Origin of the sequence: Coprococcus sp. AF16-5 (assembly GCF_003479365.1) — a bacterium.
GTDB classification, from domain to species: domain Bacteria; phylum Bacillota; class Clostridia; order Lachnospirales; family Lachnospiraceae; genus Coprococcus; species Coprococcus aceti.
In genome coordinates this window covers 544541-558947 of the sequence record NZ_QUGZ01000002.1, presented here as the reverse complement: position 1 = coordinate 558947, position 14407 = coordinate 544541, and the positions used below count along the sequence as shown (strand labels likewise).

Genomic DNA, 14407 nt, shown 5'->3' with positions numbered 1-14407 from the left:
CTAAATATCTCCTTCCTTATACATCTCATTCAGGAGCCCAACAAGCTCCTTCTTTATATCCTCTGCTTTCGCATTTTCAAACTGAGCTGCCGCGATATTTGCATGACCGCCGCCACCCATTCTCTCCATGATTATCTGGACATTGACATCGTCAATGGCTCTTGCACTTATCTTGACATCCGCACCCATCTGCGCTATTACAAACGAAGCTCTGACACCTGCGATGTTCAGCATCTCATTTGCAATCTTGGCGGTGAGTACCACCGGCGACTCAGGGCCATCCCCAGGTGTAATGATTGATATGGCAAATGCATCAAGCACCATCTCTGCGTGGCTGACACCCTCCGCCTTCTGTCTGTAGGTCTCTATGTCAGTTCTGAACATCTTCCTTACTCGCATGACATCCGCACCGCTTCTCTTCAGGAACGCGGCTGCCTCAAAGGTTCTGACACCGGTCTTGCTCAGGAAGTTGTCGGTGTCAATGAGTATTCCGGCATACATGGCGTCCGCCTCTGTAGGCCTGAGCTTTATCTTCTCATCCATGTACTGGAGCATCTCTGCGATCATCTCACATGCAGATGACGCAAATGGCTCTATATACGACAGTGTCGCATTTGCAATGACATCCTTTGTCTGCCTGTGGTGATCGAACACCACTATGCTCTTCGCATATGCCAGTAGTTCCTCACACTCCGTGAGCGTAGGATTATTCACATCCGTCACAACTACGACCGTGTCGTCATCGACCAGACTGAGCGCCTGATCGTTGTTGATTATCATATCTGCCGGGTAGGAATTGCTCGAAGTGAAATTGCCGTATATCGGACTTATGGCCGATGACACCTCATTTACAACTATATGCGCCGTCTTGCCCAGCGCAGTCACCATCTTGTATATTCCTATACCTGAACCAAAAGCATCCATGTCCGGATTCTTGTGGGCCATGATTATAACCTTCTCTTTGGTCTCAAGAAGCTCCTTGAACGCAAGAGTCTTAACCCTCGCCTTAACTCTCGTGGACTTCTCCGTTCCCTGACTCTTACCGCCAAAGTAGGTGATCCTGTCGGCGGACTTGATAACCGCCTGATCGCCGCCTCGGCCCAGAGCAAGCTCCATGGCGGAACGCGCTGCCTCAAAGTTTTCTATAAAGCTCTTGTAATCAGTACCAAGACTTATACTGAGTGTAAGCGGAAGATCATTTCCGATATTTATAGCCTTGACCTCATCGAGCAGGGCAAATTTGTTCTCCTTGAGCTGATCCAGATACTTCTGTGGCATCACGAACATGTACTTGTCCTTCTCAAGGCTCTTGACTATGGCGTCGACATTTGCCATGTATTTGTTAATCTTTCTGTCGACCAGGGCAACAAGAAGAGAGTGTCGTACTTCCTCAAGCGACTCAAATATCTCATCGTAGTTATCAATATATATGAGACCCGCAACCAGCTTCTGGTCATGGTTCTCCTGAGCGAGCTGATTCACCACTGTCACATCAAACATGTAGAACGCAAGGAAGGTGTCCGTCTTGCCGTGGTGTCTTGAACCACCGTGCGAAGCCTTCGTATCTTTCTTCTGCTCATCAGCCCCATCTCCGTCTGTGCCGGCCTCACCCGGCTGGGCATCCGTCTCTTCCATAGCAGGCTCAACCTTATTCACCTGTACACGTCTGATCTCATAACGGTATTCTCTTCCGTTAAATGCTATCTCTCCCTCGGTGACATCCTCCTGATAAGGAAGACTCTCCTCGGTAACCTCCTCAAATACCTGAACTATATTCAGCTTCATGAGCTTTCTCTTACTGGTCTCCGTTATACCTGAGAACTCGTCGTTCACCCACACAACTTTTCCATCCTCGTCAAGCAATGCGTACGGAACCGGAAACTCCTTTATGAGCTCCTTCTGCATCTTGCCGTGCTCCATGGCAAATTCCACATATCTGTCGCGGGACAAAGCATTCATCCTCAGGAAAACAACAATGCTCACCGCTCCGTATACTGCCGTAAAAATGGTGGCTATAACGCCGGCTCCTATTCCGACAAAATACATGAACACTGTCATCAGACAGAACATTCCTATCAGATACAATGGAACCTGTCTATATCGGTTGTACAGCCCCTCTACATCTCTCTTTTCATTCATATGTCACTGCCCTTCTTATCCTTCCATTCACAATGCAAATGATCAGGCTCAATTCTGAGCCTATACACTTCATAAGTATAACATTGTGCGATTCTGATTACAAGAAATATAGAATTGCAAAAAAATGCAGGTGTGGCAAAACACACCTGCATCTCTTATATATTAATCTGTAAAGATCTATTAACCGTTGATTCTTGCAAGAAGCTTCTTGCCAAGCTCCTCGTTGCCCGGCTTGCCGAGAAGAGCAAACATGTTCTTCTTGTAGCTCTCAACACCTGGCTGATTGAATGGATTTACACCAAGTGTGTATCCACTCACACCACATGCAAACTCAAATGTGTAGAACAGCTCACCGAGAGTGAACTCATCAATCTTGTCGATGTTGATCTGGATGATAGGAATTCCACCATCTGCGTGTGCAAGGATAGTTCCGTTCATAGCACTCTTATTTGCAAAATCAACTGTCTTGCCTGCAAGATAGTTAAGTCCATCAAGATCTGAGTCCTCTTCCTCCATAACAATCTCACATGTTGGGTTAACAACATTGATAACTGTCTCGAAATGGTTCTGTGAACCCTGCTGGATGAACTGTCCAAGTGAATGAAGGTCTGTTGTAAAGTCCGTAGCTGTTGGGAAAAGTCCCTTGCCATCCTTACCCTCGCTCTCGCCGTAGAGCTGCTTCCACCACTCTGATACATAGTGAAGTGCTGGCTCAAAGTTAGCAAGGATCTCGATTGACTTACCCTTGTTGTACAGTACATTTCTTACTGCTGCGTACTTCATAGCATCTGAATCGTCGAAGTCCTGTGCAAGACAATCCTTTCTTGCTGAAGCTGCGCCTTCCATAAGCTTATCTATATCAGCACCGCTTACTGCTATTGGCAGAAGACCAACTGCTGTGAGAACTGAGAAACGTCCTCCTACATCATCAGGAACTACAAATGTCTCATAGCCTTCCTCTGTTGCAAGTGTCTTGAGAGCTCCCTTTGCCTTGTCCGTTGTGGCGTAGATTCTCTTTGCTGCGCCCTCCTTGCCATACTTCTCAACAAGCTTCTTCTTGAAGATTCTTGAAGCGATACCAGGCTCTGTTGTTGTACCCGACTTGGAGATGATGTTGATAGAGAAATCTCTGTCACCGATCACCTGAAGCAGATGAGCCATGTATGTGCTGCTGATGTTTGATCCTGCATAGTAGATCTCAGGAGTCTTACGGATTGACTTGTCAACTGAATTATAAAAGCTGTGTCTTAAAGCTTCGATGGCTGCTCTTGCACCCAGGTAAGAACCACCGATACCGATTACTACAAGCACGTCTGAATCTGCCTGGATCTTAGCTGCTGCCTTCTTGATTCTCGCAAACTCTTCCTTGTCATAGTCTACTGGAAGGTCGATCCATCCAAGGAAATCATTTCCCTCACCGGTCTTGTTTACAAGTGTTGCCTTTGCAGCTACTACCTGATCCTTGATTGCTGCGATATCAGCGTCTGTAGCCATGGCTTTTGCATTCTTAAAATCGAAACTTACTGTCTGTGCCATTTGTTTTCTCTCCTTACTTGTATTAAATTTTTCACATTGAATCAATTTTAGCAAATAGGTATACCATAATCAACTATTAATCTCAAAAAACTCCCCCAAAGCCACAACCGGTTTGGAGGAGTTTTCAATTATAACCATGTCTAAAGCACTACTTAACCGTCACTTTGATCTTTGCACAAACACCATTTTCAGACATTACATAAACCGTACATGTGCCCTTACGCACTGCCTTTATAACTCCTGCAGATGAAACAGTTGCCACCTTTGCATTGGATGTTATGAACCTTTCCTTCTTCGTAAGATGGTTTAACGCCTTCTTCTTTGGATTCTCAAGCTTAACCTTCTTGGTGATCTTAAATGTTTTACCTTTTGCAAGGTTAGCCTTGGTCTTGTTCACAGTAACTTTCAGGACATTTGTCTTTGCTGCATAAGGCATTGCAACATGGACTGTATTTGTCCTGCCGAGATATACCTTCTTGCCACCCGACATCTTGTATGCGACTGTAAAATACTTGTATTCTCTCTTATTATTGAGGTTCTTATCGGCATATTTCTGGGACTTCGGTACATTAGCAAGCTTATTGAAGTTGTTCTTTCCATTACAGTATGACCAGTATACATCATATCCTGTTGCACCTTTGACCTTATCCCATGTCAGATCTATTCTTGTTCCTGTTCCCTTTCCTTTCATAAGGAAGAACGGAAGTGTCTTCTTATAGAGTTCTGTTCCACTAGGTTCAACATTTGGAGATTTCTTTATAACAAGACGGCCAATGGCAAATGTTATATTGTAGTTTGGATTTGCACCCTTCTTCTGGCTTGCTGTGATCGTGTATGTTCCGGACTTCTCACCAGCAGCTCTCTTGAGAACAATTCCTGTAAGCTTATCCTTGCCAACAAGTCCCTCCGCTGTAAATGTAAACTTCGGATCCGCCTTGCCTTCATACTTAGATGCGTCATTTGCAGTTACTCTGATGGCTTTTTTGTTTACCGTGATCGCTACCTTTGCAGCAGCTGCCTTATAGTTCTGATTTGCCGCAACGGATACTGTCACAACCGCCTTGCCTGCACCAACTATAGTTACCTTGCCTGTGCCATCCACCTTGACAACCTTTGTATTGCTGCTTGTAAATGTTTTCTTGTCATTTCTACTGCACTTCACATTGAGGGCAAACTTTGCACCTCCATATGTCTTAGCTCCAACCTTTCCTACAGTAAGAGTTGTTCCCGCAGGAGTGATATCTGCCTTTACTGTCTGCTGCTGGGCATCTTCTGTAAGTATATAGTTTGAAGCGGTCTTTCCGCTGATCTTTATATCTGTGATGCTTACAGTTTTGCCTGTTCCCACATCTGCACTGTCAAATGTTCCTGTAGCTGTAACTGCAATCACATCTGCGCTGACCTTACCATTCAGAACAACGCCTGAATAGTCAAGCTTTGCCTCTGTCTGTCCATCGTAAGCCTTTGATGTAGCTTTAATTCCCGATACAGCAAGTGGTCTTCTGTTGATGGTGATATTTGCATGTCCGGATATCGTGTCATATCCCCTTGCTGCAACCTTATAATATACAGTGTACGGTTCATCTGAAGCCTGACTGTACTTCGGACTTACAGTCTTATCGCATGCATCCTCAGAAGTTCCATACGTCACAACCGCATCCTCAGGAATATCACCTGTAACAGTTATTCCATAAGCCTTGCCGTCATATGTCTTTACAATATCTGCCGCTGTTATGTCTGTCGGAGCTTCTCTCTTTGCAACTGTGAACTGAACCGGTTGTGTTACATACTCATTGTAATTGGTTGTAGCACAAACCTTGGCATACATATAATATGTGCCCGGATCTGCCGATCTGGAGTTCTCCCACAATGTTCCATCCGTGTTGCTGTTCTCTGTTGTGTAGTAATACTCTATAACAGGATCCTCTTGTGCTCCTGTAACCTCTGGAGCCTCTACACTGTCGCCAAATGTGTAATTGCATACATCAAATTCAACATTCTGGTCAAGTCTCTGTATTTCAAATTCTGCATATGCCGTAACATCAGCTATCTTCACAACAAACTTATAAGTACCTGCATTTACCGGCGCATTCTCATTTTCCGGATAATCGGTGTCACCTGTTCCCTCATAATATGTAACAGCTGCATCTCCGGTCTTCTCTGTTATCCAGTTATTAACAACTGCACCTGCATATTCTGTGCCGTCATACGCTCTGCTTTCTGCTGTCACAGTACAGCTGACCGCCTCGTTTCTGCCCTGATATGCGCAGTGTGCCGGATTCTCAGTTTCATTGCAATATGCAATTATCTTGTTACTGTGGCCTTCTTTTATCTCATACGTCCAGTCATGATAATGAACCATATCCCATGACTTGTTCTGAAGCATGTAATTGGCTGCATTTCCCGTAGTTGCAAGCCCAAATCTGTATGTAGTTACAACCTTCTCTATTCCTGGTGTAACGTCCCACAGTACTACAGTATAATCCTCGTCATATACCAGTTCTTCTCCATCCAGCAATCCTGAGAACTGGATTCCCTGTATATATGCATTTTCATCAACGATTACCTTATCCGCTGTGATCGTTTTCTTTTCGATAGTCACAGTCACATCGCCAAATACCGGTGAACACTCATCTGCTGTAACAAGGTAATACACCTTATATGTTCCGGCATTTTTAAGTTCTGGAACCGTCTGTGTGTACGGCTCATCTGCTGCCAATGAATAACTGATAGAAGCTCCATCCAGGCCATCTGCAATTGTAACAGATGGGCTATGTATCAATCCATCATAAGTGCAGGTTGTATCTTCTGCAGTTACTCCGGCGATCAGGTCACGTGAGACTGCCTTGGCATCTGACCACAATGAAGCTGGTTTTGTCGTATTAGCCACGTATCTTGTGCGAACATATACCCTCTGATTCTCTTCAAGTCCTGAGATAACATAATTATCTGACACATTCAGATCATCGAGAACTGTCCAGGTCGCTCCATCCGTCGAATACTGATACTGCTGTCCGCCAAGCGGGCTTACAGTCACAGAATCGCCAGTCACGCTTACTATCTCAACGCCTTCGCCGTCTGCAGCACTTTCCATATCGGCTGGTGTTGGATTCTGTATGTCTGCAAGAGTCTTCGGTGCAGATGGTGCCTCCGGTCTTGCTGCAACAGTTATATCAGCAGGTGTATCCTGACTGTCTTTCTTGCGGATACTTATATTTTTACCAAACAAACTATATGATACGTCGTTATCATCTGTTCCCTCAAGAGCTATATCACCATACATATCACTCACAATGTCATATGACTCGCCATCAACAGTGATGATATATGATGTATCGCCATCAAGCTCTGTCAGCTTTTCTGTTATATAATCAACCTGTCCTGTAACTGCTCCTACATCAGCCACTGCTCCAACGCTGAATTTGAAACCTATATGTCCGCCATCTTCAACATTTGTCCATGACATTGTCAATCCCGAATCTATTCCTTCAACCAGGGATGCAGCATTCTGACCATTTATTTCAGCAGTTTCCTTTATGTAACTTGATGAACCTGTATTGTACTCAAATATTCTTCTGGAATCATAGTCCCCGATCCAGTAATTACTTGCCTGTGTTATAGGTGAAAGAACAAATGATGGAGTATCATCTGCCGCATCCGCCGCTTTAGCAACTCCCATCATCGCTATCTGCTGTAATTCACCATTCTTGACAGTGGCAGCAAGCACCGCTTCATCTGCACTGTCAGAGCTTGTAATACTATTTCCAATGTTCGCATCCGCTCCTATTGCAAATGAATGCTGTCCCTCACCAAGTTCAGCATCAAAAATCAGATCGTGAGTATTCATAGGATCAAACGACAATCTTAGAGCTGCAAGCGAAGCCACAGATACTTGTGATGTAGCCGTTTCAGCTGAAGGCTCTGAATCGCTTCTGCTGTACAATCTCCATACTTTGTCGTAGCTTGTTCCAAGCATATAGTTCTTTCCGTCCTTGGTATACAAGCCAACAATATCAAACCCATTGCCATTGGCCATATAGGCCATAACTCCATTGCTTATATACCAGCAAGTATTTGGCTTTGTCCACGTATTTCCATTGTCACTGGTAGGGATAACTGCCTTTACCGCTCTGCTGGCTGTACCATCCACCACGCACCTGTACCAGTATCCATGAGTCGGGGTGAACGTATATGTACTTCCATTTGCACCTTCAATATCTGTAAATGGTCCACGCTTACTGGTTGCGCTCTGCCACTGATATGTTGCAGCTTCCCCTGTCACGTCCATAACGAGAGTGATTGAACTATTCGTCATATTCTTGCCATATGGATATCCATTGTTCATGAATACAACTTCTTCCTCCGAAGGATCTGTATTGCCTCCGCCTGAAAAGCCACCGATCTGAAATGTTATTTCATTGCCGCTGGCGTCCACGATCTTGCCAGCATTCAGATCAATACTTCCTATGTAAATATCAGGGAATACATAACCATTATAATATGTCCACGTATACAGATAATACACACCCGTGGTACCCATATCTATTCCCTCTCCGGAAATGGTATCCGTTCTGTCATATGTACCTGAACTCCTTGAGAACGAGTTCTCTGTTATCCAGCCTTTAAATCCGCAGCCTTCAGGTGACTCGGCACTCGCCCATCCACTGTACCTATGGCTGCTCAGATAATCACCAAAGTTTGTGAGATCTCCAGTCGTGAACTTCTCAGACTGAATGCCAAGCTTGCAGCTCGCGCTGGCATAACCGCTGGTTGTCCACCCCCACTTGAGACCTCTCATATGTCCATCTGTGCTTATATCCACGTCTGTTACCTTGATATTCTCCATAGCCGCTGCGTAGGCAGTATTCTTACAACCTATCGAAATCAAACACGTTATGACCATGAAAGCTGTCATGAGCCATGCCATAACTTTTCTGCATAGAATTCTTTCTTTCATACACTTCCCTCTCTTTTTCAATAAAACCTCTTTTTCGTGTGTCCGTTAATGTTTTCTCTCTGCAACCACTACCTCCTGTTAATTCTTGACTCTTTCCCTTTAACAATTTATGATAATTATAATTCGTACATCAATGTTCAAGTCAACAATATTTTTGCGGTATTTATGCAATATTCACAATTTTTTTTGTCTATTTTTAAGGGGAGGGAAATCATATGAATCACGCAAATAAAAATCTATATCAAATTGGGGAAGTCACTAAAATGCTTGGAGTGACAAGAAGAATGCTGTTAAACTACGAAGACCTGGGGCTTCTGACACCCGCATACAAAAATGAGAGCAGCGGTTTCCGCTACTACTCTGCCGATAACATCGTACATATACGAATTATAAAAGTTCTTCAGGGACTAGGATTATCGTTATCCGAGATTAACAAGTACTTCAATAATACCGAAAAGCTTGAGGATGTCATTGAACGTATGACTGCGCTCCGTTCCCAGCTGGATCTGTGCATAGCCCAGCTTCAGCTGCGTCAGTCCCAGACACCAGAACCGGAGATCCATTTTACCACTCTTCCCTCATTCACTGCATTTTGTCAGGAGTTCAAAGACTCTGATCTGGCCAGAAAAACTGAAGATCTGCGCAAGACCTTTATCGAGGCAACAAAAAAATATCAACTGGACACCACAGGCAAAATGTGTACAGAGGTTTTTATCGAGTCAGCATCAGCCGGAAGATATGTCATACCTGTCGCAGCAGGTCCTGACACCAATGACGAACACATAAAAAAACTTCCACAGACTGCAGCTATCTGTATATACTATCGTGGTCCATATGAAAATTTCGACACCGTCCAGAAGAAACTATTGGACTATGCAAAAGAAAACAATCTTGCTACCTGTGGTTATTTTCGCAATTCGTTTATGGAGGGTCCTCCAACCCACGGAGCAAATAAAGATGCTTATATCACACAGATCGCACTGCCAATACACAAAAGCTCTCCGTTCGGATCGGCATGATCCGCACAGAGAGCTTCTGTTTCTGATACTACTATTCAATTTTCATCTCATTCAAAGACCTGAACTCATATCCCTCCTTCTCCAGGTTTGTGAGAACCGTATCAAGTGCCTGCGCATTTGACGACGACACATTGTGTATTAGAGGAATGGCTCCCGGATGATGATATTTCGCAAAATGATCAATGACATAGTCCGTCCCCGGCTGATTGTTCACATCATAATCAAGGTAAGCCATACTCCAGAATATGGTCTTATACCCCATATCCTTAGCCAGCTGCAGAACCTGTTCACTGTACTCACCACTCGGCGGTCTGAAATACATATCCATTTCATACCCAGTTTCATTCCTCATAAAGTCTGAGCACTCCTTTAACTCACTTTTCTGCTCCTCCATACTCTTCTCCGGCATGCACGGATGATGCACCGTGTGGTTTCCCACCTGATGTCCCTCCTCCTTCATCCTCTTTACTATATCCGGATTGTCCCTTATGTAAGTCATCGTCACGAAGAAGCAGCCCTTTGCATTGTGCTTTTTGAGCACATCCAGCATCTGCTCTGTATATCCGTTCTCATACCCACAGTCAAATGTCAGATACATCACCTTTTCATTCTTCTCAGCACACACTCTGTCCACGTAGAACGCATCGTACTGCTCCAGCGGAAAGCTGTTGTCACAGCCACTCATTCCATGATTTTTGTCCCGCACTATGTACCATGAATATTTCTTTGTCGATATCTGGCTGTAATCCCTTAGTCTGGTCATATCCTCACCCTGACTCTCCCCGTCTGTGTCCGTGTTACTCTCCGCATCTTCCGTCTTGTCTCCCGATTTTTCTTTTCCTTCCGCATCACCTTCCCCATTCTTCGCACCGTCTGCCTGACACTCTGCGTCCCCCGGAGTCGCCACCATCTTGGACAGATCCTCCTTGTCATATATGGAGCATCCGCTGAGCACGGCCCCGATCACGCAGGCAGCATACAGTCCTGCTATCAAGTACAGCTTTCTCACTATCTACCATCCTGAATTTATTGGCTCATACAGGCTGTTCTCACCCGCATTTCATCTGCAGCCCACCTGCACATGTCCACTCGCCGGTTATCCATCCGCAAGCATCTTCTTCATGATCCCGTCAAGCAGAGCATCATAATCTGACTTATCACTCCGCTGTGCTTTCCGCGCAGGCTTCTCATTTCTTTTTATCCTTTCATTTTCATCTGTCTCACTGCATGCTGCCATGGCCTCAACAGTATCCTGCTTCGTTGTCTGTTTCCCTTCTTCCTTTTTCAATCTGTTTGCCAGGCTGTTGCCCAGATAATTTCTGGCGCTGTCACGCAGAGTCCTCATATGCCATTCACAATTCCACTGGTTATGAGCAGCCACCAGCACTATGCAGGCTGCCAGTCCACACCCCAGCATCTTCAATGTCTCCACGCCATCGCCTACTACATAATATTGATACGCCGCTGCAAATATGCCTGTCCCAGCTGCGGCCACTCCCATATTTTTCACAAATCCATTCCACACATTTATCGGTATAAAACCTATCTTCAGCCTGTCTATGTACTTGTCCACAAATGCGGCAGTGTCATGTATGTTCACATCCAGCGATGTTATATCCTCATACCGCCTGCGCATCTCCATCAATTGTTTTTTCCGCGTCGTTCCCATGCGCTCAGCCGCCTTTGCCAGTCTTGCAAGATAACTGCTCATCACAGCCCGTCCTGTCAGCCCTATACACCCACACACTATCATCACATACATACACACATTCTGATTCAACAAAATTTCAAACATAGTTTTCCCTCTCTTTTCAATTATTCGATCATATCCTGTCAGGGCTTAACCCCACATCCGTTTGGCCGGTCCGGATGGTAGTATTATATGAGTGACATTCCGGGGTATACAATTATTTTCGCTCGACAAATGTTTGTCTTTTGCATGCTCTTTTGATATACTTCAAGATGAAAAAAGCAGGATACATACATCTTAGAATGTATCAGCGAATATTAAAATGATTGGTTAAGTACAATAGAAAAGAGGTATTGTTATGGTTTATAAGACTAAAGGAACCTGCTCTGTCGAGATCAACTTTGACGTCATCGATGGCAGGCTGCATGATGTAAAGTTCACCGGAGGATGCAATGGTAACCTCAAGGGTATCGGAGCTCTCGTAGAAGGCATGAAGCCAGAGGACGTCATCGCCAGACTTGAGGGCACAACCTGCGGTTTCAAGCCGACTTCATGCCCGGATCAACTGGCTCAGGCACTCAAGCAGTATCTGGCTTCAGCACAGTAACAGGAGGATTAACAATCATTATGAAGAGAATTATATTGACAGGCGGCGGTACAGCAGGTCATGTCACACCAAACATGGCACTTATGCCGGAGCTGAAGAAGCACGGATATGACATCCAGTACATCGGTTCATATGACGGCATGGAAAAAAAGCTTATAGAAGATATGGGCATCCCTTATCACGGCATAGCTTCAGGAAAGCTCAGAAGATACTTCTCAATGAAGAACTTCTCAGATCCGTTCAAGGTACTTAAAGGAATATCTGAAGCAAAGAAGCTCATGAAAGAGCTCAAGCCTGATGTAGTATTCTCAAAGGGAGGATTTGTCACAGTCCCTGTGGTATTTGCCGCACACTCAGCAGGTATCCCTGTGGTGATACACGAATCAGATATGACTCCCGGCCTTGCAAATAAGCTCGCCCTTCCAAAGGCGACAAAGGTATGCTGTAACTTTCCTGAGACAAAGGATCTCTTCCCTGAGGGCAAGGCAGTAGTAACCGGAACCCCTATCAGAGAGGAACTTTTCCGCGGCGATTCCGCATTTGCATATAACTACTGCGGTTTCACTGACAACAAGCCTGTTCTCCTTATCGTGGGCGGAAGTTCAGGAAGCGTCATAATCAACAACGCAATAAGAGACAATATCGACCGTCTTCTGGAGACCTTCAACGTCATCCACCTGTGCGGCAAGGACAATCTGGATGAATCCCTCAAGGATAAGAAGGGCTATGTCCAGTACGAATATGTAAAGAAGGAACTTGCAAGCATGCTTGCACTGTGCGATATCATCATCTCACGTGCAGGAGCCAATGCCATCTGTGAGCTTCTCGCACTCAGAAAACCGAACATCCTCATTCCTCTGTCAAAGGCTGCATCAAGAGGTGATCAGATTCTCAACGCCCAGTCATTTGAGAAGAGCGGATACAGCTATGTGATCCAGGAGGAAGAGCTGAACACAGATTCCCTGTTCGCCGGAATAAATGAAGTGTACAACAACAAAGAGAAATATATCCAGGCTATGGAGTCCAGCAACCTGACCGACTCAACGGGAATCATCATCAACATGATAGAGGATCTCGTAAACGACCACGACTGATCTGCATAAGATCTGCATAAGCAATTATAAAAAGGCAAAATAAAACTCCACACCGTCTAAATCATAGTCGGTGTGGAGTTTTATTGTATATTAACTATTATTAGTTAGCCAGAGCCTGAAGTACAGCAGCCTTCATCGCATCGTCACACTGCTCATCTCCTATGTACAATGTAACTGTACTCTTTCCGCCTGCAGGGAAATCAAATACTGCCTTCAGTGTCTTGTCTATATATGTTCCATCTGAACCATACTTTGCAAGATCCATGCTGACCTTTGTTCCATAATATGTGATTCTGAATCCACCGTTTGTTGTGTCCTCATAATACCATACTGTTGTCTTGGCCTTCTTATCAAGAGCGTCTCCATATGTAACACCTGTAGGAACCTTCTTCTCTGTTCCGTTGCTCTGTACATCTGTATAGACGATCTCATTCTTCTTAAGGCTGTCTATCTTGTCCTTTGCCTCATCGTTAGTACGATACTGAATATTACCCTTTACAAATATCTGAGCTGTCTCAGGAAGAACCAGATACACACCGCCACAGATAGCTGCTACCACAATAATGGCTACAAGGATCTTAACAAATGTCTTCATAATTATCTCTCCTATCCACAATCAAATTCATCAATCGATACTAGAACAGTTCTTTCTCAAGCTGGAATATGAAATCCTCAAGGAGCTGCATGCGTTTGCTGTACTCAAGTCGTCCAGCCTCCGTCTTACATCTCTTGATCTTTGGTTTATTGATCTTATAAAAATTCTTGATTCTGTAATATGCGCGCTTATAGCTTGCCTCGTCCTCTATAGCCGTAGCCATGGAATCCCACAGAACACTGATCGCTCCCACTTCATCCAGCAGGTCTGCATCCATAACTATCCTGCACTCAAGTGACAGATCTGCATCAGTATCCTTCTCCTCATGGATCATGATTATCTCGCCTATCTTGGCTATCTTCTGTGGATCGACTCCCAGACTGTCAAGATAATTGACAGCTATCTCTGCTCCGACCTCCCCATGTGGTCTCTCGTCATCCCAGCCCACATCATGAAGAAGTGCCGCGAGAACTATTATATCCAGATCTCCACCTAACTTCGACTGAAGCTTTATCGCCCATCTATACACCCGCATAGTATGTTCAAATCTGCTCCTGAATGGATAATTAGGCGGCCTACCATTAACGGCTGTCTGTTCCTTTACAAAATCAATTACTTCAGCGTAATTCATATCCGTTTCGCCCCTTGGAAATCACTATTCTGCAGCGCATAATAACACTGCAAAAGTATCATACTTGATGATAACATCTTTTGTGGGATTTTGCTATATTTTTTTAAATTTTTAATAAATAATGTTAAAAATAAAAAAA

The 14407-nt window shown here is 44.5% G+C and carries 10 protein-coding genes; 3 read left to right on the top strand and 7 right to left on the bottom strand.

The annotated features are described in order from the left end of the window. From DWW70_RS07355 to DWW70_RS07345, 3 genes are all read right to left on the bottom strand, one after another. Entirely contained in the window at positions 1-2139 is a 2139-nt protein-coding gene (locus DWW70_RS07355) for a DHH family phosphoesterase (protein ID WP_118649556.1), read from the bottom strand. A gap of 180 nt (positions 2140-2319) precedes the next feature. Beyond that, positions 2320-3675, bottom strand: coding sequence for a glucose-6-phosphate isomerase (locus DWW70_RS07350; protein ID WP_015534510.1), 1356 nt, complete (start codon positions 3673-3675; stop codon positions 2320-2322). A 148-nt stretch (positions 3676-3823) separates the two neighbouring features. Beyond that, complete coding sequence (locus DWW70_RS07345) at positions 3824-8632, bottom strand: YDG domain-containing protein (RefSeq protein ID WP_118649555.1); 4809 nt, start codon at positions 8630-8632, stop codon at positions 3824-3826. Positions 8633-8847: 215 nt separating this feature from the next. On the opposite strand from DWW70_RS07345, the gene DWW70_RS07340 reads away from it, so the two are divergent. Then, positions 8848-9651, top strand: a complete 804-nt coding sequence (locus DWW70_RS07340; protein WP_118649554.1) for a MerR family transcriptional regulator — start codon at positions 8848-8850, stop codon at positions 9649-9651. Positions 9652-9682: 31 nt separating this feature from the next. Here DWW70_RS07340 and DWW70_RS07335 read toward each other — a convergent pair whose 3' ends face one another. Beyond that, on the bottom strand, positions 9683-10660 hold the full coding sequence (locus DWW70_RS07335) for a polysaccharide deacetylase family protein (RefSeq protein ID WP_243017690.1): 978 nt from the start codon (positions 10658-10660) through the stop codon (positions 9683-9685). 87 nt (positions 10661-10747) lie between these two features. Beyond that, a complete protein-coding gene (locus DWW70_RS07330; RefSeq protein ID WP_118649553.1) occupies positions 10748-11446 on the bottom strand; it encodes a hypothetical protein in 699 nt (232 codons plus the stop codon). Between the two features lie 253 nt (positions 11447-11699). On the opposite strand from DWW70_RS07330, the gene DWW70_RS07325 reads away from it, so the two are divergent. Both DWW70_RS07325 and DWW70_RS07320 read left to right on the top strand, forming a co-directional pair. Then, positions 11700-11948, top strand: coding sequence for a TIGR03905 family TSCPD domain-containing protein (locus DWW70_RS07325; protein WP_015534506.1), 249 nt, complete (start codon positions 11700-11702; stop codon positions 11946-11948). A gap of 20 nt (positions 11949-11968) precedes the next feature. Further along, positions 11969-13042 (top strand): undecaprenyldiphospho-muramoylpentapeptide beta-N-acetylglucosaminyltransferase, encoded by a 1074-nt coding sequence (locus DWW70_RS07320; RefSeq protein ID WP_118649552.1) that lies wholly within the window; start codon positions 11969-11971, stop codon positions 13040-13042. A gap of 100 nt (positions 13043-13142) precedes the next feature. On the opposite strand, the gene DWW70_RS07315 is transcribed toward DWW70_RS07320, so the two are convergent. Both DWW70_RS07315 and DWW70_RS07310 read right to left on the bottom strand, forming a co-directional pair. After that, entirely contained in the window at positions 13143-13637 is a 495-nt protein-coding gene (locus DWW70_RS07315; RefSeq protein WP_015534504.1) for a hypothetical protein, read from the bottom strand. Positions 13638-13677: 40 nt separating this feature from the next. Continuing rightward, complete coding sequence (locus DWW70_RS07310) at positions 13678-14268, bottom strand: HD domain-containing protein (protein ID WP_015534503.1); 591 nt, start codon at positions 14266-14268, stop codon at positions 13678-13680. Positions 14269-14407 lie beyond the last annotated feature (139 nt).

Bases quoted from the DNA above. Each gene is read 5' to 3' on its own strand.
- DWW70_RS07355 (WP_118649556.1), bottom strand. From the start codon at position 2,139: ATGAATGAAAAGAGAGATGTAGAGGGGCTGTACAACCGATATAGACAG.
- DWW70_RS07350 (WP_015534510.1), bottom strand. From the start codon at position 3,675: ATGGCACAGACAGTAAGTTTCGATTTTAAGAATGCAAAAGCCATGGCT.
- DWW70_RS07345 (WP_118649555.1), bottom strand. From the start codon at position 8,632: ATGAAAGAAAGAATTCTATGCAGAAAAGTTATGGCATGGCTCATGACA.
- DWW70_RS07340 (WP_118649554.1), top strand. From the start codon at position 8,848: ATGAATCACGCAAATAAAAATCTATATCAAATTGGGGAAGTCACTAAA.
- DWW70_RS07330 (WP_118649553.1), bottom strand. From the start codon at position 11,446: ATGTTTGAAATTTTGTTGAATCAGAATGTGTGTATGTATGTGATGATA.
- DWW70_RS07325 (WP_015534506.1), top strand. From the start codon at position 11,700: ATGGTTTATAAGACTAAAGGAACCTGCTCTGTCGAGATCAACTTTGAC.
- DWW70_RS07320 (WP_118649552.1), top strand. From the start codon at position 11,969: ATGAAGAGAATTATATTGACAGGCGGCGGTACAGCAGGTCATGTCACA.
- DWW70_RS07315 (WP_015534504.1), bottom strand. From the start codon at position 13,637: ATGAAGACATTTGTTAAGATCCTTGTAGCCATTATTGTGGTAGCAGCT.
- DWW70_RS07310 (WP_015534503.1), bottom strand. From the start codon at position 14,268: ATGAATTACGCTGAAGTAATTGATTTTGTAAAGGAACAGACAGCCGTT.